Origin of the sequence: Kitasatospora sp. NPDC097691 (assembly GCF_040302665.1) — a bacterium.
GTDB lineage: Bacteria > Actinomycetota > Actinomycetes > Streptomycetales > Streptomycetaceae > Kitasatospora.
Genome location: NZ_JBEORY010000058.1, coordinates 22766 through 47171, shown reverse-complemented (window position 1 = coordinate 47171; position 24406 = coordinate 22766). Strand labels below are relative to the sequence as shown.

Genomic DNA, 24406 nt, shown 5'->3' with positions numbered 1-24406 from the left:
AGCAGTCGCTGGAGCCGGTCGGCGGTGGCGAGGACCTGCTCGCGGCCTGGTGGCAGGCGGCGGCGGAGACGGACCCGGGGGTGGTGGCGCCGGACGCGGGCGATGTTCTGGTGCGACGCCGCGATCGGTGCAGGCAGGCCTGCGAGCCCTGTCGGGGTCGAAGTTCTTCGCCGACCTGGCACTGCGGGCGATGGTCGCAGACCTGAAGCAGGTTCGCGCCTACCTGACCGACTAGCAGCTGCGAGACCAGTCCCACGCCCGAGTGATCGCCCAGATCGGGGAGGACACCCGGGTGGTGGTGGCGCACTCGCTCGGCTCGGTGGTCGCCTACGAGGCCCTGTGCGCACTGCCCGGCCACCAGGTGCGGGCGCTGGTGACGATCGGCTCCCCGCTGGGCATCCCGAACCTGGTCGTCAGCCGCCTCCAACCCGCCCCGGTCCGGGACGGCAAGGCGGTGCGCGGGGCCTGGCCGGGCGGCGACCAGCTGGAGTGGACGAACCTGGCCGACCTCGGCGACGTGGTTGCGCTGGTGAAGGACCTGCGGCCGGTCTTCGGGGAGCGGGTGCACTCGGCGACGGTGTCCAACGGCGCGCACGCCCACGACGCGACCTCCTACCTCACGGACGAACTGTGCGGGCGGGCGATCGCCGAGGGCCTCGCGTGAGCAGTGCCGCCAGAGCAGTGGACGGGCCGCGCACGTACCTGAACGCCGCGGTGGTCGCCGACTACCCGAAGAACCGGGCCTGGAACCGACCCGGCCTGGTCGAGGCCCGCGACCGGGTCGTCGACCTGTTCACCCCGACAGCTCGGCTACCGCCTCCACGACCCGCTGCCGCTCAACCCCACCAAACATCAGCTCACCGACGCTCTCCACGCGTTCTGCTCGGCGGATCACCGGCACGAGGACGACCTGCTGACCCTGTACCTGTCCTGCCACGGCGAGATCCTCGAGTACGGCGAGAAGCACGTCCTGCTCACCGCCGACATCGACCCCGACGACCTGGCCTACACCTCACTGCGCACAGCGCATCTTGCTGACGCGATGCTGGAGCAGACGCGGCTTCGCCGGGTGATGCTGCTGCTGGACGCCTGCTACATCGGCCGGGGCGGCAACCAGCTGGCCGCCGCCGCGCTTGAGAGCCTGGGCGCCAGCTGGGGTCGGAAGCCAGGGTCGGGCCTGGTCGTCGTCTCCTCCGCCCAGCCGCACCAGCAGGCGCACGCCAGCCTTTTCCCCAGGCTGCTGGAGCAGGCCGTCACCGACCTGTCCGTCGCCGGACACGGACCCGGGATCCTATCGGTTGACGCTGTCGTCCAGCGCATGAACGCCTCCCCCGACCTGCCCAGCGACCAGCGGATCGGCCTGACCACCGTCGGCTTCGACGGGGACCGGCCCTGGTTCTTCCCCAACCCCCGCCACGACGTCCAGCTGAACGAGGTCGACCTCGCCCTCCAGCAGGCCGCCGGCTTCGACGAGCAGGCCCGCCGACGCGAAGCTGAGCCTCGAACCCGACGACACCGAGCGCATCATCGACCTCGACCAGCCCCCGCTACGCCGACCACCAGGCCCTCACCACCTGCACCGCCCGCACCCTCCTCCAGGCCCGCACCACCTCCCCCTACCGCGAACAGCCCCAGCTGGTGCGGCCGGTCGCAAGCGCCGTCGCGGAAGCGGCCGGGCACTCCTTCCTCATCGCCCGCATCACCGCCGGCACCCTCGCCGCCCCCACCACCGGGCAACAGCACAACGGCGGCAGGCAGCGACGGCACAACGGCGACTTCGGCGGCCGGACGGCGGCACAACAGACGGCGGCCAGTGCCGCATCAAGGCAACGCTCGCCCCGTGCTTGCCGGTCGAGTGCGGATCGCGAGGGGCGCGTAGTCTCGCGGGATGCATTCTCACCTGAGCTTCGAGAACCCTCCCGCGCTGCCTCATGAGGTCGTGGTCGAGACGTTGGAGCGGGCCCTGCGTGACCGCTCGCACGAGGGCGAAGCGGCGGACGTCCTGGTCGGAATCGCCTTGAGCGACGACGACCGGGAGTTCGTCGAGCACTGGTGCATGGAGGTTGGGACGCGCGCCGTGTCGGGCAGTCCGCTTCTCGGGCTGGCCGGCCTGTGCCTGGGCCATACCGCTCGACGCTTCGGCCGTCTCGGCGACGACGCCCTCGCGCTGGCGAGGTCGCTGGCGGTGCGTGCTGAAACGGATCCGGCGGACGTGGATGGTCGGGCTCTCGACGGTTATGACGACGTCCGGGGCTTCCTGCGCCTTTGGTGACGCCGGCTGGCGCCGTCGCCGGTTAGGCGGCGTTGGCCCTGCTCACGATGGCGGTGAGGCGCTTGTCGGCGGCGTGCTTGTTCCGCTAGATGATGTAGCGGCGGATCATGCTGCCCTGGGCCTTGTGGCTGGGATGGTCGGGCCGTCGAGGGCGGAGTAGCGCAGGGCGGTGAACTGGGCCTCGATCCGGTTGAGCCAGGAGCTGTTGGTCGGGGTGTAGGCGATCTCGACGTTGCTCGCCGCAGCCCAGGTCCCGACCCGCTGGCACCGCCTGGTGGTCAGGTGCGGGGAGTAGTTGTCGCAGACGATCGCGATGCGGACGTCCATCGGGTGCAGCGAGCGCAGGTAGCGGCAGGACTCCAGGAACTTCGAGCGGTTCTTTGTCTTCTTGATGTGCCCGTCGAGCTGGTCCTTGCCCAGGTCGTAGGCGGCGAACAGGTGCCGGACCCCGTACGAGCGAGTGTAGGTCGCCCGTCGACGGGGTCGGGGCTCGCGGGTCGGGGTCCTTGCCCTTGCCACTGCGCTCGGCCCACTGCCGGCCGGGGTGGGGCTGGAGGTTGAGCGGCCCGAACTCGTCCATGCAGAAGACGACTTCGGGCTCGCCCTCTTCGGGTATGACCTCGCCGTCGGCGATCGCGTAGAGGTGCTCGACCCGGGCCTTCTTGGCCGCGTAGTCGGGGTCGCGGGAGGTCTTCCAGGTCTTCACGCGTTGAAAGGAGACGCCCTCCTCGCGGAGCAGGATGCGCAGGCCCTCGTGGCTGATGTCGTCGACCACCCCCCTCGGCGACCAGGAAGTCGGCCAGCTTGGCCAGGCTCCAGGTCGAGAACGGCAGGCCGTGCTCGGCCGGCTTGGACTTGGCGATCTTCTTGATCTCGCGGCGCTCAGGCAGTGTGAACCTCCTGGGCCTGCCGCCCCGGTACTTCGGGTAGAGCGAGTCGAAGCCGTCGGCATTGAAGTTGTGGATCACGTCGCGGACCCGGTCGGCACTGGTGAACGTCACCTCGGCGATCTTCGCCACGGGCATGCCCTGCGCGGGCAACAGGACCATCTGGGCGCGCCGCCATGTCACCACCGACCCGGTACCTCTGCGGATGATCCGCAGCAACCGCCTGCCCTCGTCGTCATCGATCTCACGGACCTGCACACGTTCAGCCAGGTGATCATTTTGACCGTCCGGCGGCCATCAGCACAGCAACCGGGCGGTGCATCAGAACGAGGCGAACGTTGCCTGATGCGGCACCAGGCAGCGACCCGGCGGCCCAGCACCGCCCCGACCGAGGCGGCACAACAGCCGGAGGGGGCCCGACAGCTGGCGGGGCGACGGAAAGGCGGCCGGACAGCGGCCGGGACGGGCAGAGCAGCGACGCGGCAGCCGGGGGGGCGGCACAGCAGCGGCAGACGAGCCGCGACGGCCGGTGGCCCGGCCAACGGCACAACAGCCAGCGGCGGCGGCAGCGACGACGGCCGGGCCGGATCCGGCGGCCGGACGGCGGCGGCGGCACAGCGGCACTGCGGCCGCCGGATGGCAGCCGGGCGGGTGGGCGGAGCTGACCGCGGGGTGGGGGCCTGCTTACCGGCTCAGGCCACAGTTGGACTACGGCGCTCCACGAGAACGACGTCGCGCCAGCGGCTCACGTGGCGGCCGAGCCGTTCGCGGGCGCCGACGACCCGGAAGCCGGCCTTGGCGTTCAGGGCGAGGCCGGCGGTGTTCTCCGGGAAGATCCCGGACTGTACGGTCCAGATCCCGGCGGCGTCGGTGGATTCCAGCAGCGCGGTCAGCAGGGCCAGGCCGACGCCTTGGCCTTGGGCGTCGGGGTGGACGTAGACGGAGTGTTCGACCACCCCGGCGTACGCGCACCGCTCGGAGACCGGCACGACCGCGGCCAGCCCAGCACCCGGTCGCCGTTGAGGGCGACCAGGCGGTGCTCGGTGAGCCGGGAGGCGTTGAAGGCCTCCCAGGTCGGGGCGGTGGTCTCGAAGGTGGCGTCGCCGCCGTCGATCCCGGCCTGGTAGATCGCCAGCACCTGCTCGGCGTGCTGCGGGAGCATCCCGGTGACCGTAACGGTGGTCACGCGGCGGCCTCGATGCCGAGCTCGGAGAGCAGGCCACGGATGCACTGCTCGATCTGATCGCGGATCGGGCGCACGGCATCGACGCCCTGGCCGGCCGGGTCGTCCAGCTGCCAGTCCAGGTACCGCTTGCCGGGGAAGTACGGGCAGGCATCGCCGCAGCCCATCGTGATCACCACGTCGGACGCCTGTACCGCCTCGACGGTCAGCACCTTCGGCACCTCGGCCGAGATGTCGATGCCGACCTCGGCCAGGGCCTCGACCACGGCCGGGTTCACGGTGTCGGCGGGGGCGGACCCGGCGGAGCGGACCTCGACGCGGTCGCCGCCGAGGCGGGTGAGGAAGGCGGCGGCCATCTGGGAGCGGCCGGCGTTGTGGACGCAGACGAACAGCACGGACGGGACGGCGGGGGGAGTGCTCACAGGGGTCTTCCTTCGGGCAGGCGTGGGACAGGTCAGCGGCCGGTGGCGGCCGGGTGGTGCTCGCCGTGCGGGACGACGACGTCCTCGGCGGCGGTCGCTGCGGGGCGGCCGAACAGCGCGGCGACCAGGGCGACGCCGACCACCAGGCCGACGAGCTGGGCGGCGATGAACGGCAGCACCGAGGCGGGCGCGATGCCGGCGAAGGTGTCCGTGAACGCCCGGCCGATCGTCACCGCAGGGTTGGCGAACGACGTGCTGGAGGTGAACCAGTAGGCGGCGCCGATGTAGGAGGCGACCGCGACCGGCGCGAAGTGCGCCCGGCCTGCGCGGGCCAGACCGAAGATCAGAAGGATGAGCCCAGCGGTCGCGACGACCTCGCCCAGCCACAGATGCGGAGCCCAGCGGGCGTGGGTCGACCAGCGCACCAGCGGCTCGGCGAACATCGCATCCGCCAGCACCGCCCCGCCGATCGCACCGAGGATCTGCGCGGGGACATAGGCGGCGACCTCGCGAGAGCTCGGCCCGTCACCGTCGTGGCGCCCGGTCCACCAGGCGGCCAGCGTGACCATCGGGTTGAAGTGCGCGCCGGAGACCGGGCCGAGCAGGGCGATCAGCACCCCGAGGCCGAACACGGTAGCCAGCGAGTTGGCGAGCAGCTGCACGCCGACGTCCTGGGAGAGCTTGGTGGCCTGGATGCCGGAGCCGACCACGACGGCGACCAGCGCTCCGGTCCCGACGAACTCGACTGCGGCCCGGCGCCCGAGCGGAGCCATCTCGGTCATCTTGCGCCTCCGCCCGTCGCGGGAGCAGTGCCGGCCGGGGCCTGGAGCAGGGCGGAGAGCTTGGCCAGGGCGGCGGGCAGTACCCAGTAGTAGACCCAGGTGCCGCGCCGCTCGGAGCCGACCAGGCCGGCCTCGCGCAGCACCTTGAGGTGGTGGGAGATGGTCGGCTGGGACACGTCGAACGGGCCGGTCAGGTCGCAGACGCAGGCCTCGCCGCCCTCGTGCGAGGCGATCAGCGACAGCAGCCGCAACCGGACCGGGTCCGACAGGGCCTTGAACATCTTCGCCAGGTCGGCGGCGGCTTCCTCGCCCAGCGGCTCGCGGACCATCGGCGCGCAGCACGCCGCCGCGTCCTCCTGCCCGAGCACCTCAAGTTCCAGATTCGACATATGTCTATGTTGACAGCCATCTATTCGGAGAGGCAAGCTCGCTGTATCGACAGACATCGAAACAAGGATCTCGGATCGGGGAGACCGCCATGTCCCGTGTTCAGCTCGCCCTGCGCGTCGCCGACCTCGAAGGCTCCGTCGCCTTCTACTCCAAGCTGTTCGGCACCGAGCCGGCAAAGCTCCGGCCCGGCTACGCCAACTTCGCCATCGCCGAGCCCCCGCTCAAGCTCGTCCTCATCGAGGGCGAGCCGGGTGAGGACACCCGCCTGGACCACCTGGGTGTCGAGGTGGAGAGCACCGAGCAGGTCACCGCCGCCACCGCGCGTCTCCAGGAGGCGGGCTTGGCCACCTTCGAGGATGGGGGCACCTCCCGGCCGAAGGCTGGGGGAGACACGTCGTGCTGCTACGCCCTCCAGGACAAGACCTGGGTGACCGGCCCCGGCAAGGAGCCCTGGGAGGTCTACGTCGTCAAGGCCGACGCCGACACCCTCGGCAAGAGCGCCGAGGGCGCGCCCGACGCCTGCTGCGGCACCACCGCCTGCTGCAGCCCCGACGAGGAAGCCCTCGACCCCACCCGAAGCCCGGCCGAGGCGAAGGCCGCAGCCGGCTGCGCCTGCGGAAGCTGACCGGCTGTCCCGCCCGCCCCCGCCTCTCCTCCCGGCCGGTGGCGCCGCGAAGCGGGGCCGCCGGGCCACCGCGCAGCGGACCACCCGTCACGCCGTCGGCGCACAGCATCAGGTGGCCGGGATCTCGTCTCGCTCCTGCTCTGCGCGCCGACTCTCCCGCTCCTCTTCTCCTTCCACGCTCCGGTGCCCGGACTTCACCCGGCACCCGCCGAGGTGCCCAGGGAGAAGTAGTCGGCGCCCGCCGACCCATGGACAACGGGCGCTGAGCGGCGCAAACCCGCTTCCGGCGGCTCCGCCTGACGCAGCCCCGAGAAGCAGCCCCGAGAAGCAAGCCCCAGTAGCAACCTCAGAGGCAACCCGCGCCGGGCCGGCTGCGGTGTTGTGACTGTGCACGGTAGATGGCCACTTCTCAGGGTTGATGGCCACAGTTTTCGCGCTACCTGGCCAACCTGAGCACACCACTTGGCCAGCACCGGACCCGTTGGAGCGCCGGAGCCGTCCAATCGATCAGCCAGCACCCGGCTTCCCAGGCGTCCTGAGCGCCTCGGCGAACCGTATGCCCGCCCGCTCCGTGACCGCATGGAAGCGTGCGTCCGCATCACGCTCGCCCAGTCCACCCAGGACAGTCAGGTGCTTCGATCCATGCTGGTCACCACCGGACCAGCGCCCCTGACACCCTGCCCGCACCACCCAGACGCGGACTCGGCGCTGGCAGAACTGCGCCGTACCGCCGTCGACAACCGGCGAGCACCGGCCTCCGCGGTCGAGGAGGTCCTCAGTGCGACCTGGCCCGCGATGGCGGTCCCGGCCGCCGGCTACTGGAACGGCCTGTCGGCCGCGACCTACGAACGGCTGCTCGACCTGGGCGACCCGCAGGTCACCGCCCGGGTGGCCGGGAACCTAGGGACACCGGCCTACCTGATCCGCCGCCTGTACGAAGCCGAACAGGGCCGCTGGCGGGCCTACGTACTCAGCAACGGCTCCTCGATCCCGATCGACCTGATGGTGGACCAAGCCCTCGCCGGCCGCAGTGGCGGAGGGCATTTCCACTGGGACGTCGAAGGCGTGATGGCGCTGGCGGACCATCCCGATCCCCGGGTCCGCATGGTGCCCCTCAACCACGTCCGCCGACAGCCCCGGGTGGTCTCCGCCCTGATCGACGATCCGGACCCCGCGGTGGCCCTCCTGGCCGCCCTCTGCTCCGGGGACCCGGAGAAGCACCGGGAGGCCGCCCGCCGGTACGGTCCGAGCGGTTACGAGCAGTTGGCTCACCAACTGAACTGCCCGGCCGATGTGCTGCTCACCATCGCCCAGGATGGGAGGAGCCCGTTCGAGGCGGTTCTGGCAGTCGCCTATAACGGGAACGCGACACCGGCCGTGCTCGCGGCCTGTCTGAGCAATCAGCCCGGGCCCGAGATGGACGAAGCCGTGGCCGAGCATCCATCAGCGTCTCCTGAGCAGCTCTGGCAGGTTGTGCGGGCAGGAAATCCGTCCGCTCTGCGCGCGGCCGCGAACAACGCGAACCTGCCGCCCCATGCAGTGGACCTGGTCCTTGCGAGCTGCCTCGACCCTTGATCTCCGCGGTTGTCCTGCATGAGACAACGAGGGGAAAGGATCCCGGCGGCACCTCTGCTGGAGTAGAGCAGCCAGCCTCGGCAGACCGGTACGACCTCGCGGACTGCCTGACCGGCCTCGGCCGCGGCGCCGAGGCCCGGGTCTTCCTCCAGCACACCGACCTGCTGCGGCTGTCGTACCGACCGCGCTTGGGGGCCGCGCAGGTGTCGAGCATCTCGGTGTCGGTGCGGGAGCCTCGCATGGGAGTACCACCTCTCCATGGAGTGCGGGGCTTCGACGACGAGCTCGCGATGCCCCGCCTGAAGGTGCCGGTCCGCACCGAGAACCCCGGCCCCGATCAGCCGGCATCGGCGCATTGCCCTGATCCGCAAGGTCACGACCAGCGACGAACTCCCGCCCATGGAGGGGGTTGCCGCCGCATTGATCCTGTTCCGCGCCCAGCCCATCCGGCGTCTGGTCCGGCTCACCATCCACGACGTCCAGCACGAACCCGATCAGGTCGCACTCCGGCTCGGCGATCCACCCACCCCAGGCCCCGAGCCCTTCGCCGGCATGCTCCTCAACTACGTCCACGCCGAACGGCCGAACCGGCCGAACGGCACCGCTTCCGGAGTGATAGGGCACCAGCCGACGAGGACCTGGGTCATCTTGCTGATGCTGGCGTCGCGGACGATGAGGCCGTCCGAGCACGAGAAGTAGGCGCCGCCGAGGGCCTCCCCGGTCGCCGCGCACCGCTCCATGATGGTCTCCACCTGAGCGAGGGTGATGACGGTCGCACTCCACCGGGTTCCGTCGTTGAGGTCCACGAAGACGTCGATGTTGTCCACCGATTCCAAGTCCTCGCCGGCAATCGGCAGGAACGCCGCCTCGAAGTGCTCCGTGCGGACCCTGTACCAGGGTCCGTCCCATCTGCCCGCTTGTTCGTTGCGGCTCACCGGGCGAGTGTGCCGGGCTGATCCTCCGGCCTCAACTGCATTGTTCTGGCACGTTGCGAGCGTGCAGCGGCCGGCCTGCCGTTCACCGGGGCGCGTCGCCGCGTTCTCGAAGCCGACACTGGAGGCGAAGGATCTCGCCGTGGGCGGCGGCCGGCCGTTGTTCGAGCTCTTGGACGTGCTCTCGGCGGGGCGGCGCGTTCGCGGCGGAGGGCCTCGGTGAGGGTATGGATCACCGTGCCGTCGTCGGCTGGCGGGTTCTGATGGAGGGGCCGGTGGTCAGCCCGTTGCTGACCGCGCAGAGTTTCGATGCGTTTGCACAGGTCGGCGTGGGCGTAGAGGAAGTCCAGGCTGACGCCCGCCGCGCGGGCGGCAGCCCGAAGGTCGATCTCCTCGCCTGTTTTGACCAGTCGCCGGGTGGGGGTCGCCGCCACGGGTCCGGTTGGCGGCCGGTGGTCGCGGTGGGCTGCGAGGCCATGGCCGGCGACGACGGTCGCTCACCACGCGGGCGATTTACGGGAGATCCGGTCAAGCCGCCGTGTCCGCGGGGCGCACGCTCCCGGCGGACCACTGCGAGTACCCGCCCCCACACAGCCGTACGGCCGGCGCGCTTGGGCGGAAGCAAGGTGCGAACCAGGATGCTCTTCGTTGTGGCCCAGCGGATGGCCGCCGCCTGCCGCAGCCGGCCCGGAACGGCTCCGACGGGCGAACTACCGCCCTGGTACGGCGCGTTCGGCAGGCGTCGCCGGCCTTCCCCTCTGCCACGGCAACGGCAGGCGCCCGCCCATTCACTCATTCGGCCTATTGGACGCGATGGTTCGAGCCCGTACATTTCTTGCACCGGGACGCTTCCCCGCGAACCCGCAGGCTGGCGCCTGGACTTCTCCCTCGCGCCGTCACCGCGACGCCGGGACGGGCGTATTCGCCGTCCCGATGTGCCAGGACCGACTCATCGACACGTCCGGCGACCCGATGCGGCCGCCGATGAGGAGGGCCGCCTCCACCGGCGCTCCGTAGGCCGCCCGCTTTCGGGGAGCACAACGCCCCGACGGCCACCGGCCGTTCGCCCGCAGACCCGGGACCCAGCACACCGTTCCCGACTCGGCCTCCGCGCCGACCGGGCACCGAGGATCGCACACTCCGCGCCCCGGCCCCCTGCGGAAACCCGACGAGCAGCGGCCCGCGAAGGCCGCACGAGGCGCACCCCCGCCTGCCCGCCGATTCACACGCCATTCCCCCGGGAGGAACCATGAACGCCGCCGCCGACTGGAACGACATCCTGGTCCGGGACAACTTCCGTGACGTGGGACAGACCCCCACCTCCGACCCCGTCTGGGAGTCCCCCGACATCATCCCCTTCGGCAGCGACGTCCTCGACTTCGCGCTGCTGGAGTCCAGCTACGACGGCCCCGACCTCGGACTCGGCCACCCCATCGTGGCCGGGCAGCTCAACCGCGTCTACGTCCGGGGGAAGAACCTGCGGACCGGGTGCCCCTCCTCCGGCAACGTCAGGCTCTACTACGCCCCCGGAGGACTGGTCCTGGACCCGCGGGCCTGGACCCCGATCAACGCCGAAGGCGGCGGCACCCCCGTACCGCTCACCGTCCGCGGCGGTGCCAGGGAGATCCCGCCCGGACAGATCTGCGTCAGCAGGTCCGCCTTCCTCTGGCCGAGCCAGACGCCGCCGGGCCACTACTGCACGATCGCCACCGTGGACACCCCCGCCCACCCCATGCCCGCCACGCTGCCCACGTTCGGCTCGCTCGCCGCCTACTGGAACTGGGTCAGGGACAACCCCAACGTCTGCTGGCGCAACGTCAACGTCATCCCGTGCCGGCAGACGAGCTACGTCCTCTCCGACCTGGCCGTCAGCAACCTGAACGACACCCCCACGCGGTTCGTGTTCGGGATCTCCGGCACCGACCTGCCCTCCGGCACGGCGACCTTCTCCAGCACCGACCAGCGGGCCCCGTTCAGCATCACGGCGCAGATCTACCCGCCCGGCACCGACGAGGGGTACACGCGCTCGATCCTCCTGCCCGCCCACTACTCCGGAACCGTCACGGTCGTGGTCCGGTTCGACCAGCCCCTCCCGTGTGACGCCCGCATCGTGCTGAGGGCCTACAACCCGGTCACCGCCAACGCCGGAGCACTCGAACGCCGACTCGCCGTCCCCCTCACCGGCGTGCCCGGGCTCGCCGACGCCCTGTTCCTCGAACTCGGCGGGTTCACCTTCGTCGCCACCTCGAGCAGCCCCTGACGCAGCCACCGCGGGTTCCGGGCCGATCATCATCACCACGGCCGGCCCGGCAGCGCGGGCGCCCCGCAGGGCGTGAAACGACGCGGCCGGACAACGGCCGAGCCGCCGAGTGGGACGAGCAGTCGGCACCGGATGCGGCGCGGGCCCCGGACGGCCACGGCCCGGGCCTGCAGGGTTTGTGTGGCCGCGCTCCTTCGCCCGAGGTACCTGGTCGCGCTCTTCGAAGGCCGGTTGCCCCGAGGGACCTCGGCGAAGATCGCAATTGAACCGACCGGTCGAAGACCTGATCGATCCCCGTTGGCGCGGCTCGTCCGGCTGCTTCCCCGTCACATCTGCTCACCCGCGCGCAGTCGCGTTGGGTGGTCGATCGCTGACGGCGGTCTATCGCCGGACCCAGATGAGGATCGCGGCGAGGTGAAGTGCGGCCTGGTAGGCGACGGCGAGCTTGTCGCACCGCATGGCCAGGCCGCGCCACTGCTTTAAGAGAGGTCCAAAGCCTGCGCAGGCGGAGCATGCCGCCTGGAGCAGCTTGGGCGAAAGCCGGTGCATAGCTCTTGTCGGATCTGCAGCTCCTCGAACTGGTGGAGGCATTGATGTTCGAGTTCGAGCAGCCCCGCCGCCCGCCGCTCTGCGGGAACGATCTGTTGGAGGTGCGGCTCTCGCCTTCCTCGGTCCGGTCCCCCCGGCTCCTCAGGCGCAGGATCTTGACCTGGCGTGGTCAGACTGGCAGGTCTTCGTGGTGGTCTTGTGCAGTCATCCAGACGGCGATCTGGGTTCGTGAGGTGAAGTCGAGTCTGTTGAGGATGTTGCGGATGTGGGTTTCGACGGTGCGCTCGGATATGAACAGGCGTGAGCCGATGTCCTTGTTGCTCAGACCGTCGACCACCAGTCGCGCGACGGCGACTTCGCGCTTCCCGAGGATTCCTGTGCTGTTCTGGTGTGGGGCTGCCGGGGCTTGGCGGGAGTCCTCGCGAAGTGCGAGCCGAACGGCGGCTTCGCGACTCAGCTGCTGCCCTGCACGGAACTGCGTGTCGAATGTGGCGGAGCCGAGGGCAGTCGTGACCGACGTGGTGGCGTGCGCCAGTGAGGGTGCGATTCCCGGGTGGACGCCGGCGCCCACGTCGCCTCGCATGCGCTCCATCGCGCCCAGCAGTCGCGCCGCGAGCTGTGGCCGGCCGGTGGTGGCCGCACTGCATCCCAGCGCGCCGATCAGGTAGCACTGGGCGACGCGGTCGTCGAGTTGACGGGCGATTCGCAGTGCCTCGGTGAACCGCTGCTCGGACTCGCGGCACTCTCCGGCGATCAGCCCGGCGAAGCCCTGGTTCATCAGCATCATGTCGAGGCTGTAGAGGTCACCCGCCTCGCGGCTGAGCCGCGCACCCTCGTCGGCCGCGGATCGCGCCGCGTCGAGGTCTCCGTCGACGAGGCTGTTGAGCGACCGGGCCTGGTGCATCGTGAGGACGGCGCCGAGATCGTCCAGGTCTCGGGCCACGGCGTGGGCCTGGTCGAGGAGCCGCTGGGCGGACGCGTGATCACGGGTCAGGTTCGCCGCGATCGAGGCCATCGCCAACGACTGTGCCAGCGCGACCGGCTGGCCCGCGCGGCGGGCTGCGGAGACCGCACGGTCGAGTGCCGGCACCGCGGTTGCGGGGTCGTTGTGCAGCACCGCGAGGAATCCCCGCACGAAGTGCGCCCACGGGTGAGCGGCCGGGGCGCCGTCCCGGGTGAGGAGCTCGTCCAGCCAGTGCGCACCCTCGGTCGTCGCACGGGTGACCCAGTACCAGATCAGGCAGGTCGCAAGGTCGACGCCGCGGTCGAGGTCCTGCCGGTCGGCGCATCTGCGCAGTACGGTGCGGATGTTGTCGACTTCCAGCTCCGTCCAGGACAGCCAGTGGAGCAGACGGTACCGTCCTTCCACCGCGAACTTCCGGCATTGAGCCAGGTAGTAGTCGGCGCACCGCCGTTCAACGGCGTCCTCCTCGCCGGTCTCGCGCAGTTCGAGGCGGGCGTACTCGCGCATCGTCTCGTGCAGCCGGTAGTAGGCGGTGCCGGCGGCGTCCTCTTTGGCCAGTAGTGACTTGTCCAGCAGCGACGACAGCAGGTCCAGGGGGTGTGCCCCGGGCAGGTCGTCGCAGCACACCGCCTCGACGGCGTCGAGTGTGAACCGGCCGGCGAACACGCACAACCGTGCCAGCAGGGTGCGCTCGGGGGGCGTGAGCAGGTCGTAGCTCCACTCGATCGTGGCGCGGAGTGTCTGATGGCGCGGGAGCGCGGCGCGGCAGCCTCCGGTCAGCAGGTCGAACCGATGGCTCAGGCGGTCGCGGATCTGTTCGGGGCTCAGCGCCCGCGTGCGCACCGCGGCCAGTTCGATCGCCAGGGGCAGCCCGTCGAGTCGGCGACACAGATCGACGACGGCCGCCTGGTTGGCAGGGCTCAGTTCGAAACTGCCCGATGCGGCCGCCGCCCGCTCGACGAAGAGCCTGACCGCCTCACTCTCGCACTGCTGCGCCGACAGTCCCGGGTGTGGCGCGGGGAGCTGCAGCGGCGGGACCGGCAGCACGTGCTCGCCGTTGACCGACAGCGGCTCCCGGCTGGTCGCGATCACCCGCACTTCGGGTGCCGCGACCAGCAGTTCGCTGATGAGCCGGGCCACCTCGTCGAGCAGGTGCTCGCAGTTGTCGATGACCAGGAGGAGTTGCTTGTCCCTCAGGTACGAGCGGAGAAGGGTCACCGGCTCCGTCGCGGTCTGGTCGCGAAGGTCGAGGGCGGCGATGACGGCGTGACCGAGGAGCGCGGGATCGGCGAGTTCGGCGAGTTCCACCAGCCAGGCACCGCCCGGGAAGCCGCGCTCGAGTTCGGTCGCGCTGCGGATCGCCAGTCGGGTCTTGCCTACTCCACCCGGCCCGACCAGGGTGACCAGGCGGGCAGCGGTCAGCCTCTTCCTGACCTGGGCCAACTCGTGCCTCCGGCCGACGAAGCTCGTCGCCTCCGCGGACAGGTTGGTGGACCGGTGAATGATCTTGGGCACCGGCCGACCGTACTACGCGGTGACACTCCCGGACACCCTCGCAGTCAGTACTGACTCAGTACTGACTCAGTGGTGGCACTGATGGCGGCTCGCCGCGAGATCCCTAGCGTTGCCGTCATGGTGAAGGAACAGCCGACCCAGCGGGTCGAGGTCAGAATCGTCGGTAAGCCCCCAACGCGGCAGATCGAGCAGGCGTCCGGTGTGAGCGAAGTCGAGTGCGACGGTCCCGTGGTGCGCTGCCTGGTCACCGGGAGCTTCCAACCGTTCCTCGAAGCCCTGCGCGGCTACGAGGTCATCGCCTTGCAGTCGGTGCCGGCGACGTCTGTGCAGGAGGGTCGGTGATGGGTTCCAGCGCGAGTGTCCCGGCGCCCCGGCTCGCCCGTCTCGGCGGCGCACTGTACTTGATCAACATCATCTGCGGCGCCTTCGCCATCGGCGTCGTGCCCGGCATGCTGTTCGTGTCCGATCCTGCCACCACCGCCCACAACATCCAGACGCACGAGCTGCTCTACCGTGCCGGCCTCGCCGCACACGTCGTGGTCACCCTGACCAACATCGGCATAGCAGCCATCTTCTACGAACTGTTCAAGGTGGTGAACCGCCGCCTCGCCCTCCTGGACGTCTTCTTCACCCTGGTCGCCACCGCCATCGAGGCCGCAGGCGTGGTCAACCAGTTCCAACCGCTGATCCTCACCGGGAGCGGCCCCTACGCGAACGCACTCCCGCCGGAACAGCTGCACACACTGGCGTACCTGCCGCATGACCTCGCTCAGGCCGACTACCTCCTCTACGGGATCTTCTTCGGCCTCGACATCATCTGCACGGGCTACCTCGTCCTCAAGTCGTCGTTCATGCCGCGAACGATCGGCATCCTGCTCGGAATCGACGGCCTGGCCTACCTGGTCTACGGCTTCGCGGACATCCTGGCCCCCGGATTCGCCGCGCATCTGGTGCCCTGGATCCAACTGCCCGCACTCGGCGAACTGACGCTCGCCCTGTGGCTGCTCGTTGCGGGCGTGAGCACCGAGCGGTGGATGCAACAGCCGATCAGACCCAGCTGAGCCCCAGGCCGCGCCCCGCCCGCCGACGGCGCCAGCGCAACGTGGCATCAGCATGCCCCGTTCACCATCGGACGGTTCCACCTCCGCAGCCGAATACGTCGCAACGGCGAACTCCTGCATCCCCGATCACCTGCGGGGGCGCAAGGGCATTCGCGTCAACGCCGCCGACCCCGGCTACACCGCGACCGAGATAAACGGTCACAGCGGCCCCCAGACCCTCACCGAGGGCACGGACGCGATCGTCGCCCTCGCCACCGAGGAGCCCGGTGCCGGCACCGGACGGTTCATCGACCGCCATGGCGAGATCGCCTGGTCCTGACACCCGCGGTCCGGGAACTGCCGCCACCGACCAGCGCGAGAACCCGGGGCGACAGTCACCCCAGCCCTTTGACCTGCGTCTTCAAGTTGGCGGAGGCTCACTGACCGCGCCCGGCCGCTCCGCGACCTGTTCCGGCCGCCATGCGTCCGCCCATCGGGCATCCGGCTCATCCGCATCGAGCGCAACGCCCTGTTGAGTCGCACGTCCGCGTCTGCGCGCCGCTCTGATATCAGGTGCGGCCGACCCTGCTTCCCACGCAGTCAGCGCGTCCCGGAGGGGGCGGGAGTCCCACGGCACCTCGCAGATCGGCCCCGTGGTCTCACCGTTGTGCCAGCGGTTGAGGACGCTGACGGAGACCTGACGGGGTCGGGCGTAGCTTGTCGCGCCCTCGGGGTCGAGGGGTGTCTCGGCGGCGGGCCGGCCGTGCGGGTCGAGGGTGACGAGCGTCCAGCCGCGGTGGTCCCAGCGCAGCGCGACGCCGTGCTGTCACGCAACCACCGGGGCGGCAGCGGCCTGGTGCGGACGGGAACGGGCATGGTCACGATACGAATACCCCCCCTGCCCACCGGCGCCCCGGCCCGCCATCATGATCAACCGTGTCCACCTCCACCGAGCCGCCCGCCGCGGCATCCGCCGACAAGCCCGTCCACGGTTCGCCGTGCCCGCGCTGCGTTGCCCCCCTGACCGACGACCCGCGCTTCCTCGTCTGGTGCCCGGCCTGCGACTGGAACCTCGTGCCCGGCGAGGACGCCGCCCTCGAGCCCACCCGGCGCGAGCGGGCCGCGGTCGCCCGCACCGACCGGCTCTACGAGGAGCAGGCCGCCGGGGGCGACTCCCCCACTGCCCGCCGGGACTGGCTGCTGGCCTCCGCCGCGGCCGGGGTGATCCACCTCATCACCGTCGCCACCTTCGCCCTGGCGTTCTGGCTGCTGATCGCCGGGACCGTCGTGCAGCGCTGCGTCGGCGCGGCGGTGCTGGTGATCGCGGTGGCCCTGCGGCCCCGGCTCGGCCGGCTGCCGAAGGACGCGGGCGTGCTCGACCGCGCCGGGGCGCCGGTCCTGTACGGGCTGGCCGACCGGGTGGCTGCCGAGGTCGGCGCCCGCCCGGTGGACGTCATCCAGGTCACCGACGAGTTCAACGCCTCGTACGGGCTGGTCGGGCTGCGCCGCCGGTCGGTGCTGCGGCTCGGCCTGCCGCTCTGGGAGGTGCTGAACGACCGGGAGCGGACAGCCCTGCTCGGCCACGAGTTCGGCCACCGGGTCAACGGCGACCGCCGGCGCTCGTTCTGGCTGTACAGCGCCGTCTCGGCGCTCTGGGCCTGGTACGACATGGCCCGCCCGGGCCACGACGGGTCGGTCGTGGGCCGGGACGAGGTCTCGATGCTGGTGCGGTTCGGCCAGGTGTTGGGCCGACTGGTGCTGCGGGGCGTCGCCTGGGTGCTGTACCAGGGGCTGGTGCTGTTCGACCGGCTCACTTCCCGGGCCGGCCAGCAGGCCGAGTACCACTCGGACGTGCTCGCCGTCCGGGTGGCGGGCGGCGAGGCGGCCCGGGGCATGCTCGCGGCGCTGCTGCTGCCTGGCTTGGTGGACACCGCGATCCACCAGATCCGGGCCGAGGAGCGCGGACGGCCCCGGATCGGCCGTTCCCGCAGCCGCCGGACCGAGGACGCGCCCGCGCCGCCCGTGCCGGACCTGCTCTGGGAGCGGGTGCGCGAGCGCCTCGCCTCGGTCCCCGCCGTCGAGCGGGAGCGCCTGCTGCGGCTCAGTGCCCGTGACCGGTCCGCCGTGGACGGTTCCCACCCGCCTACCCACCTGCGGATCGCCCTGGCCGCCCGCACCGGGGACGGGGACGCCGCCGTCACCGTCACCGCCGCCGAGGGCGCCTCGATCGCCGCCGAGCTGGCACCGCACCGCGCCCGGATCGCCGCCGGGCTGCTGGCCGGCTGACGAGGCGGGCCGACGGCCGAGCGCCGACCTCCCCGGCCCACCGGATAGCCGTTGCGCACAGCCGTCATCGACCTACACGGCGTGGCCACTGCGGGAGACCGACGGCGCGCGGTGCTCGCCCGGCCCGCCGGACCCCGCGAGCGAACACAGCGGCGTCCCTCTACGGCCGGTCGATTGGCAGCGGAGGGCACGGACGACGGCATGGGCCGGCTACTCCGGTTCCTCGCCTGGGACCTCCATCCTGGTCTGCAACACCCTGACGGCGCGGGCAGTCACGGACACGGTGCCGTCCGGCAGCGAAAGGCCCGGTCGGGGCAGGCAGCACCAGCAGGCCCAACTCCTCGGCCTTCCGCATGAGCCCCAGCGGCGCCCCCTCTACCTCGGACGAGACGGTCAGAAGGGCGGGTCGTCGGGGTCCCCGTCGCCGAGAGGCCAAACCGGACCGGTGACGTACGGGCTGCGGTCGTCGTCGCCGGGCCGGGCAAGGCCGGTGGTGTCGTGGCCCCACGCCGTCAGGGCATCAAGGGCCTGCCGGCGGCGCCACCGTGTGTCGCAGACGAGCAGGAGGCGGCGGGCGTGGCCGGCCAGGCCGTCACGGTGCCCGGTCAGGCCGGGGTGTTCGGCGAACGCCAGGGCCGCGCACAGCGCCTCCTCGGCAACCGCAGTGCCGGGATCGTCGAGGAACGGCGCGACGGCCCGGAACAGCACCGGCCTCAGGGCACGCAAAGCCACCATCGGCGGGTAGCCCTCCAGGAAGTCCTCCTCGAAGAACCGCTGATGGGACGCCACGCAGGCATCGTCGCTGTCATAGGCGACACCGGCCAGCCAGCCCAGCAGCAGAGCACACACCCTGTCCGCCGCCCCGCGGTGGTACTCGGCGCGGCGGGCCAGGACCGCCGCGACACACAACGCCACCGGCGCGGTCGCCTCGTAGATGGTGTTCTGATGCCGCACCGGCTCCAGGGCATTGAGAGCCCGCCGCGCTTCCTCCACGGTCAGGTCCGGCCCCAGGAGCGAGGCCAGCACCCGGGGAATCCTCCTTGCGGTCCCGTACGCAGTGCCCAGCGACGGCCAGCGCGTCCCCCGCAACACCGACCACGGATCCGGCAGAACATCGGGCACAGACTCGGGAAGGCCGGCACGCGGGCCGGAAGACCTCGTCACCCGCCGACCCTAGAACCCGCCACCGACACGGCCCCGGCAGGTTCTGCGCGTAACAGCCACCGATGACCGCAGCTTCCCTGCCGCGCTGGCCGCCAGGCGGCCGACCGGTCCTGGAAGGATCAAACCGCGGTGCGTGCCGCACCCCATTGCCCACGGCGCGCACCACCCCACGACAGGCCACCACCCGCCGACCCCGGACAGCGGCCGTTCACCCGGCCACCTCACATTCTCCTGTGTACATGGATCAGTAGGCCCAGGTCGAGCCCGTGCCCCGGTATTCCTCGACTGGGATCGGGTGGACGTCGGGGCGCATGCGGTCGGTGTAGAGGACGCCGTCGAGGTGGTCGATCTCGTGGGCGATGAGGCGGGCGAGGCCGAACTCGTAGGTGACGGTGGTGATGGTGCCGTCGAGGGTGGTGGCGGTGACGTCCATGCGGAGGGGGCGGGGGACCATGCCGCGGACGTCGAAGAAGCTGAGGCAGCCCTCGTACTGTTCGTCGGTCTCCTCGGAGACGGCGGTGATCTTCGGGTTGAGCAGGATGATCGGTTCTGCGCCGGCGGTCGGGGGCAGGACGAGGGCGGCGGCGCGGGGGATGCCGATCTGTGGGGCGGCGAGGCCCATGCCCTTGGCGAAGGAGTGGACGCGGCCGATGCTGTCGACGGCGGCGAAGAGTTCGTCGATGACGGCCTGGACGACGGCGCGTTCGGCAGGGAGGTCGAAGGGCTCGGCGGGGCGGTTGAGGATGGGGGTGCCCTGCTGGACGACGCCGAGGGACTGCATCTGCTGGCTGGGCCGCACCTCGATCACCTGGTCTCCTTGGTCTGTTGCTGATTGTTGGCAGCGGCGCGGAAGCGCCAGTCGAGGCGGAAACGGGCGTGCAGCGGCAGGTCGTCGGTGGCCCAGGCGAAGTGCCGCCACCAGCCGTCGTCGTGGCGGCTGACGGCGGTGCGCAGGGGGACGGACTCGGCGGTCGTGGAGGCCTCGGTGCCCCATACCACCGAGTCAAGGGCGGCAGGGAAGTCGAGGCGTACGGCGAGGTGTTCGGACGGCGCGCTGAAACCAGTGGCCCCACTTGTCGGCGCCGACGCTGTAGGCGTACTCGACCCAGGTGGCGTCGCCCGGGTAGAGCGGGAAGCGGCCGTGCTCGTTGTGGAACACGAGCCAGACCTCCTTGAAGGCGTCGCGGTCGTGCTTGGCCTGCCAGCACATGTCCTCACCCTGACACGAGGCGGTGAGCGCCAGCTCGTCCCAGGTCAGTGGGTGCTCACGGTAGTGGGCGTTGGAGCGCTCGGGTTCGCCGGGGTAGCGGTCGACGGCGTTGCGGGTGAGGTAGCGGGTGATGGGCTGGGTGCCGGTGTTCCGTAGGCGGCGGCGCATGGTCAACCGGTAGGCGGAGCCGTCGAATTGGAGCGCGACTTCGTCGTGATCGACCACGATCGCTTGCAGGGTCATGGGGACCACGGTGGCTCCGGGCAGATCGCCGAGCTGCCCGCCGTACCCGACACCATCGCGGGGGGGGGCTGGTAGTCCGGTGGCTGTCAGACGCTGTACTGCTCGTGTCAGCGGTCATGCAGCTCCCCGTGATCTGCATGATCAGCGTCACGTAATTCGGCTCTGGCGATGATCACGTGACGGCGATGAACAGGCCCAGATTATCGTCATAGTGACGATAATCTGGTAGCTTTGTTGCCATGAGAGTCGTGCTGACCCGAGACAGCGTGTGCATGGGAGATGACGTCGACGCCCCACATGAGGGCGTGTGGGAGGTCGATGAAAACGTCACGATGCAGGACCTGCTAGAGCAGTCCGCCGGCTACCTCCTGCGAATGCAGAACGCTTGCTGGGTCGCCTACCTCGGATACGGCCGGGCCGACGGTGAGCCGGTCGCGCTGTTTACGCCCGAGTGGTCGCGGCCGCGCATAGCGCCTGGCCTGGACATCACTGGTCAGCTCGGCACGCACCCCGGCAAGCTGGAGATCTTTTGGGCGTACCGATCGCAAGCGGACGCGGTATCGCTGTGGCGGCAGATGGGCGGTGGTCAGGCTCAGCCGCTGATCCTGTGATCGGGTGGGTCAGGATCTATGCAGGATGCGGGTGCGGAGGAGGTCGACGTCGGCCCGACCATGCCCGTCCCTGTTGATCCGTTTGACTCTCGTGATCCGGCCCTCGACCTGGCCGGAGCTCCAGGAGCTGGACAAGCCGGCGATGACGGCGTCCTGGTCCCGGCGCAGGCCGTTGACCAGGGAGTGCAGTGTGGGGAGGTTGTCGTGTCCGACGCGTTCCATCCAGGCGGGGAGTTCACTGCCGGTCAGGTCCAGCATCATCGTTGCGAAGTCGCGGACGTGCTGGGGTGACCGCGTCCGGTTCGGGACAGCCGGCACGGATCTCTTTGAGCGCGAGGGCGTCCTCGTCCGGGAGGTTGCCAGGGTTCGTCGTGATCCATCTGACGATGCGGCGGGGACGCGGAGCCGGACGCGGTTCTGCCGGCGGCGGCGGTGAAGGATTTGAAGGGGCGAATGACAGCGTGGCGGAGCGCATCCTCACCCACCTGTTGAGGGGATCGCGACACGATCCCGCATGGGGCTCCCCCCTTGGCGGCAGCTAAATCCGCGACTACGGGTGGAAGGCCGGGCTCTCGCAGATGTTCGTCGACTTCTGCGACCCGTTCGGCATTGTGCAGGACGAGTATGCGAAGGAGCACCAGCAACAGTTGGCCTGATCCGGTGCTGCCCCCGGGTCAGGCGATCTGACCTGACCGAACGGTGGGTGGGGCTGCCGGGTCCAGGTGCATAGACTCTTGTGCACCGGCGATCCGGCGGTCCCGTCCGTCCGTTTCTCCCTGGGACATCAAGGTGTCCCGGGCATATCGGAGGAACTGCGATGCCCCGCGAAATCACTGAGATCGTCGACGGCGAGACCCTGCTGACCGCCATGCTGGAAATCGTCCCCGAGTGCGCGGGCCCGGTGTCGGAGCTGTCGCTGGAGTTCGACAACGACGGCCGCACCGAGCGCTTCGTCGACCCGTACGCGGTGCTGCGGGACGCCTTCGTCTCCCCGCTCTACCTGCCCGCGCTGCGCGCGGCCCAGCCGGACCCGGAGCTGCTCGCTAGGTGCTTCGAGCTGGTCGAGGCCGGTCTGCAGAGCCCGGTCCTGCTGGTCCACCAAGCGATGTACTTCGAGACCCTGGAGCCGCTGATGGACGGCTTCGACCTGCTGCAGGCCGCGATCCCGCGTATGAGCCCGACCGCCTACCACCAGACGGTGCGGATGCTGAAGGGCGTCAACGCGGACCTGGACCAGCTGGCCGACGTGTTGCGCCACGGCGAGGACCGTTGAGGGCGGCTCGGGGGTCGCGAATGCAGTAGCCGCCGCATCCCTGCCCGCCTGCCCGCCTGCCCGCCTGCCCGCCTGCCCGCCTGCCCGCCTGCCCGCCTGCCCGCCTGCCCGCCTGCCCGCCTGCCCGCCTGCCGAGAATGCCATCCATGCGGGCCCGCAGATGCACGCGCCTCGTGCCGTCCTCGTGCTGGACCTGGAGCGGCAGATCCGCGGGTGTCGCCGAGTTCGTAGAGCTGTTCCAGCACCCAGCTCGGTACCGTCCGCTCGGTCACGGCGTGCGACAAGAACCCCCGTACCCCGGCCAGGACACCGTTGACCCGCCGGGCGGTCAGGGCGACTCAGCTGCCACTTCAGCCAGAGAATGAACGAGTTCAGGTCCGCGCGGCCGTCTTCCACTCCCGCCCCGACCCTGTGCACCAACGGAAGTACAACGCGATCGCACCGGCGTAGGACTTCGTCGTCGACTCGGCACGGTCCCTGCCGAGCCTCAAGCTCCGCAAGAAGCGATCGGGCCTCCTCGACCACCTTCAACTCAAGACGTCGAACGGCTTCCCCCGAGTGCCACGGCGCTTCGCCGTCTTCGCGGGCGGGCCGGCAGGGGCGGGCGGTGGCGGGTCCGCCTCGAAGGAGGTGGACCCCGCCGTCCGGGGCTGTCCGGCGCGCTCGCGGACGGCTCGGCGGGCGGGGTGAAGGTCACCACTCGCAAGGGCGAGCCGTGCGTGGGCAGTTGGTACAAACGGAGAGAAATCCGGCGCAGCGGACGCTCACCCGGAGAAACCCCCGGTCTCCTGGCTCAGGCACCCGCCGCGAAAGCAGCACAGCGGCGCCCGGCCGAGGGCCGCCGGGAGCGATCGGCGGCGGCCCTCGGTTTCAGGGTGCTGTCTTGGCCGGATGACGGCCGGTGGGTGCGGTCAGGCGTTGCTGGTGTCGGTCGGTGTCGCCTCACCGAGCACGGCGAGGGTCAGCACGTTGCCGGAGATGCCCCAGCCGCCGTCGGCGACCTCTTCGACCAGCACCATGGTGTTGTTGCGGGCGCGCTCGCCGTAGATCTCGACGTACAGCTCGGTGGTGCGGGTGACGATCTCCTCCTTCTGCTTCGGGGTGAGGGTCTTCTCGGGGACCTTGAAGTTCGCGAAAGGCATGGCTGGTTGTTCCTTCTCTCAGTGGGGCGTTACAGGGAGTTGCCTGCGGTGAGCAGGCTGTCCGGTCCGATGCGGCGGAAGAAGTCGACGCGGACGCGGTCGGCGACCGCGGAGACGACGTCGCTGCTGTCTCGGCTGGGGTCTGTGTGGGTGCGCAGCGGCCGAGTGCCGTGCTCCATCGCGACCAGCCGCACGACGGCTTCAGCGACCTCGGTCGCATCGGCGTCCGGAGGGATGAGCGCGGCGAGGCGCTTGCCCAGATTGGGGTGGCTGCGGGCGGTTCAGATGATTCCGCCGTTGGCGCGGACGACCTGCCCGTTGATCCAGTGGCCGGCCGGGGAAGCCAGGAACGCGACGACCTCGGCGATGTCGGACGGGGTACCGAGCCGTTCCAGCGGGGGCTGGGCGGCCAGGCGGGCGATGGTCTCCTCGTCCTTGCCGTCCAGGAACAGGTCGGTGGCCGTGGGGCCGGGCGCGACGGCGTTGGCGGTGACGTCCCGGCCCCGCAGCTCCCGGGCCAGGATCAGCGTCAGCGCCTCGACCGCACCCTTGCTGGCGGAGTACGCGCCGTAGTTCGGGAAGGCCAGCCCCACCACGGACGTGGAGAACGTCACGACCGCACCGCCGGGGCGCACCCGACGGGCGGCCTGCTGGACGACGACGAAGGTGCCGCGGATGTTGGTGCGGTGCAGGTCGTCCAGAACGGCCAGGTCCAGCTCGGCGATCGGCGCCATGTGTGCCCGCCCGGCCGTGTGCACGACGACGTCGACACCGCCGAACTCTGCCTCGGCCGCGTCGAACAGAGCTGCGACGGCGCGCTCGTCGGCAACGTCGGCGCGCACCGCGATCGCCCGGACGCCGCTGGTGACGGCCTCCTTCACGGCGGCTTCGGCCTCCTCCTGGTTGCCGGCATAGCCGACCACGACGGCGTACCCGTCGGCGGCCAGCCGGCCGACGGTCTGGCGGCCGATGCCGCGCGAGCCACCGGTGACGATCGCGACACGGGGTGAGGCGGAGGGCCGGGCCGGGGAAGCGATCCCGTCGAAGGAAGTGGGGGTAGGCATTACTGACTCCTGTGGTG

The 24406-nt window shown here is 70.6% G+C and carries 24 protein-coding genes and 5 pseudogenes; 12 read left to right on the top strand and 17 right to left on the bottom strand.

The features are described from left to right. The first annotated feature begins 262 nt into the window (after positions 1-262). On the top strand, positions 263-664 hold the full coding sequence (locus tag ABTY56_RS30670) for a lipase family protein (protein WP_350632605.1): 402 nt from the start codon (positions 263-265) through the stop codon (positions 662-664). 165 nt (positions 665-829) lie between these two features. Beyond that, positions 830-1159, top strand: a pseudogene (locus ABTY56_RS30665) (caspase family protein); the annotation flags it as partial. A 132-nt stretch (positions 1160-1291) separates the two neighbouring features. On the opposite strand, the gene ABTY56_RS30660 reads toward ABTY56_RS30665, so the two are convergent. Then, positions 1292-1528, bottom strand: a complete 237-nt coding sequence (locus ABTY56_RS30660; protein ID WP_350632604.1) for a hypothetical protein — start codon at positions 1526-1528, stop codon at positions 1292-1294. A gap of 360 nt (positions 1529-1888) precedes the next feature. On the opposite strand from ABTY56_RS30660, the gene ABTY56_RS30655 reads away from it, so the two are divergent. Then, positions 1889-2272 carry a hypothetical protein gene (locus tag ABTY56_RS30655; protein WP_350632603.1) on the top strand — a complete coding sequence of 128 codons (384 nt, stop codon included), beginning with the start codon at positions 1889-1891 and terminating at the stop codon, positions 2270-2272. Between the two features lie 22 nt (positions 2273-2294). Here ABTY56_RS30655 and ABTY56_RS30650 read toward each other — a convergent pair. The 5 genes and pseudogenes from ABTY56_RS30650 to ABTY56_RS30630 all read right to left on the bottom strand — a co-directional run bounded on the left by ABTY56_RS30650 (position 2295) and on the right by ABTY56_RS30630 (position 5935). Next, positions 2295-3429: pseudogene (locus tag ABTY56_RS30650) on the bottom strand (IS630 family transposase). Positions 3430-3851: 422 nt separating this feature from the next. Continuing rightward, positions 3852-4321, bottom strand: a pseudogene (locus ABTY56_RS30645) (GNAT family N-acetyltransferase). Positions 4322-4341: 20 nt separating this feature from the next. Further along, complete coding sequence (locus tag ABTY56_RS30640) at positions 4342-4764, bottom strand: arsenate reductase ArsC (protein ID WP_350632602.1); 423 nt, start codon at positions 4762-4764, stop codon at positions 4342-4344. A gap of 32 nt (positions 4765-4796) precedes the next feature. Then, positions 4797-5546 carry an aquaporin gene (locus tag ABTY56_RS30635; protein WP_350632601.1) on the bottom strand — a complete coding sequence of 250 codons (750 nt, stop codon included), beginning with the start codon at positions 5544-5546 and terminating at the stop codon, positions 4797-4799. Then, positions 5543-5935, bottom strand: coding sequence for an ArsR/SmtB family transcription factor (locus ABTY56_RS30630; RefSeq protein WP_350632600.1), 393 nt, complete (start codon positions 5933-5935; stop codon positions 5543-5545). Before ABTY56_RS30630 ends, ABTY56_RS30635 begins: the two co-directional genes overlap by 4 nt. An 89-nt stretch (positions 5936-6024) precedes the next feature. On the opposite strand from ABTY56_RS30630, the gene ABTY56_RS30625 reads away from it, so the two are divergent. Together ABTY56_RS30625 and ABTY56_RS30620 are read left to right on the top strand one after the other, a co-directional pair. Next, entirely contained in the window at positions 6025-6561 is a 537-nt protein-coding gene (locus ABTY56_RS30625) for an ArsI/CadI family heavy metal resistance metalloenzyme (RefSeq protein ID WP_350632599.1), read from the top strand. 642 nt (positions 6562-7203) lie between these two features. Continuing rightward, positions 7204-8136: a hypothetical protein gene (locus tag ABTY56_RS30620; protein WP_350632598.1), complete on the top strand. Its 933-nt coding sequence runs from the start codon at positions 7204-7206 to the stop codon at positions 8134-8136. A 563-nt stretch (positions 8137-8699) separates the two neighbouring features. On the opposite strand, the gene ABTY56_RS30615 is transcribed toward ABTY56_RS30620, so the two are convergent. Beyond that, positions 8700-9071, bottom strand: coding sequence for a hypothetical protein (locus ABTY56_RS30615; RefSeq protein WP_350632597.1), 372 nt, complete (start codon positions 9069-9071; stop codon positions 8700-8702). Between the two features lie 1246 nt (positions 9072-10317). On the opposite strand from ABTY56_RS30615, the gene ABTY56_RS30610 reads away from it, so the two are divergent. After that, positions 10318-11328, top strand: a complete 1011-nt coding sequence (locus tag ABTY56_RS30610; RefSeq protein WP_350632596.1) for a hypothetical protein — start codon at positions 10318-10320, stop codon at positions 11326-11328. 381 nt (positions 11329-11709) lie between these two features. Here ABTY56_RS30610 and ABTY56_RS30605 read toward each other — a convergent pair. Together ABTY56_RS30605 and ABTY56_RS30600 are read right to left on the bottom strand one after the other, a co-directional pair. Beyond that, positions 11710-11811: pseudogene (locus ABTY56_RS30605) on the bottom strand (IS5/IS1182 family transposase); the annotation flags it as partial. Positions 11812-12046: 235 nt separating this feature from the next. Continuing rightward, positions 12047-14356 carry a helix-turn-helix transcriptional regulator gene (locus tag ABTY56_RS30600; RefSeq protein WP_350632595.1) on the bottom strand — a complete coding sequence of 770 codons (2310 nt, stop codon included), beginning with the start codon at positions 14354-14356 and terminating at the stop codon, positions 12047-12049. Positions 14357-14473: 117 nt separating this feature from the next. On the opposite strand from ABTY56_RS30600, the gene ABTY56_RS30595 reads away from it, so the two are divergent. The 4 genes and pseudogenes from ABTY56_RS30595 to ABTY56_RS30580 all read left to right on the top strand — a co-directional run bounded on the left by ABTY56_RS30595 (position 14474) and on the right by ABTY56_RS30580 (position 17682). Continuing rightward, positions 14474-14698: a hypothetical protein gene (locus ABTY56_RS30595; protein ID WP_350632594.1), complete on the top strand. Its 225-nt coding sequence runs from the start codon at positions 14474-14476 to the stop codon at positions 14696-14698. Then, positions 14698-15417, top strand: coding sequence for a DUF4386 domain-containing protein (locus ABTY56_RS30590; protein WP_350632593.1), 720 nt, complete (start codon positions 14698-14700; stop codon positions 15415-15417). Before ABTY56_RS30595 ends, ABTY56_RS30590 begins: the two co-directional genes overlap by 1 nt. A gap of 142 nt (positions 15418-15559) precedes the next feature. Next, positions 15560-15736 (top strand): annotated as a pseudogene (locus ABTY56_RS30585) (short-chain dehydrogenase); the annotation flags it as partial. Positions 15737-16332: 596 nt separating this feature from the next. Continuing rightward, on the top strand, positions 16333-17682 hold the full coding sequence (locus ABTY56_RS30580) for a M48 family metallopeptidase (protein ID WP_350632592.1): 1350 nt from the start codon (positions 16333-16335) through the stop codon (positions 17680-17682). Between the two features lie 393 nt (positions 17683-18075). Here ABTY56_RS30580 and ABTY56_RS30575 read toward each other — a convergent pair whose 3' ends face one another. From ABTY56_RS30575 to ABTY56_RS30560, 4 genes are all read right to left on the bottom strand, one after another. Then, positions 18076-18846, bottom strand: a complete 771-nt coding sequence (locus ABTY56_RS30575; RefSeq protein WP_350632591.1) for a hypothetical protein — start codon at positions 18844-18846, stop codon at positions 18076-18078. 244 nt (positions 18847-19090) lie between these two features. Further along, positions 19091-19654, bottom strand: coding sequence for a peptide deformylase (locus ABTY56_RS30570; RefSeq protein ID WP_350632590.1), 564 nt, complete (start codon positions 19652-19654; stop codon positions 19091-19093). Beyond that, positions 19651-19845 (bottom strand): hypothetical protein, encoded by a 195-nt coding sequence (locus ABTY56_RS30565; protein ID WP_350632589.1) that lies wholly within the window; start codon positions 19843-19845, stop codon positions 19651-19653. The genes ABTY56_RS30570 and ABTY56_RS30565 overlap by 4 nt, the downstream gene beginning before the upstream one ends. Positions 19846-19849: 4 nt before the next feature. Next, positions 19850-20299 (bottom strand): hypothetical protein, encoded by a 450-nt coding sequence (locus ABTY56_RS30560; protein ID WP_350632588.1) that lies wholly within the window; start codon positions 20297-20299, stop codon positions 19850-19852. A 239-nt stretch (positions 20300-20538) separates the two neighbouring features. On the opposite strand from ABTY56_RS30560, the gene ABTY56_RS30555 reads away from it, so the two are divergent. Continuing rightward, complete coding sequence (locus ABTY56_RS30555; RefSeq protein ID WP_350632587.1) at positions 20539-20910, top strand: hypothetical protein; 372 nt, start codon at positions 20539-20541, stop codon at positions 20908-20910. Between the two features lie 9 nt (positions 20911-20919). Here ABTY56_RS30555 and ABTY56_RS30550 read toward each other — a convergent pair whose 3' ends face one another. Next, positions 20920-21168, bottom strand: coding sequence for a transposase (locus ABTY56_RS30550; protein WP_350632586.1), 249 nt, complete (start codon positions 21166-21168; stop codon positions 20920-20922). 559 nt (positions 21169-21727) lie between these two features. Between ABTY56_RS30550 and ABTY56_RS30545 the strand changes: the two genes are divergently transcribed. Further along, on the top strand, positions 21728-22183 hold the full coding sequence (locus ABTY56_RS30545) for a hypothetical protein (RefSeq protein ID WP_350632585.1): 456 nt from the start codon (positions 21728-21730) through the stop codon (positions 22181-22183). Between the two features lie 911 nt (positions 22184-23094). Here ABTY56_RS30545 and ABTY56_RS30540 read toward each other — a convergent pair. From ABTY56_RS30540 to ABTY56_RS30530, 3 genes are all read right to left on the bottom strand, one after another. Continuing rightward, positions 23095-23325, bottom strand: a complete 231-nt coding sequence (locus ABTY56_RS30540) for a tautomerase family protein (RefSeq protein ID WP_350632584.1) — start codon at positions 23323-23325, stop codon at positions 23095-23097. Positions 23326-23354: 29 nt separating this feature from the next. Then, positions 23355-23504 (bottom strand): short-chain dehydrogenase/reductase, encoded by a 150-nt coding sequence (locus ABTY56_RS30535; protein WP_350632583.1) that lies wholly within the window; start codon positions 23502-23504, stop codon positions 23355-23357. A 102-nt stretch (positions 23505-23606) separates the two neighbouring features. Then, positions 23607-24389, bottom strand: coding sequence for an SDR family oxidoreductase (locus tag ABTY56_RS30530; RefSeq protein WP_350632582.1), 783 nt, complete (start codon positions 24387-24389; stop codon positions 23607-23609). Between the last annotated feature and the right edge of the window lie 17 nt (positions 24390-24406).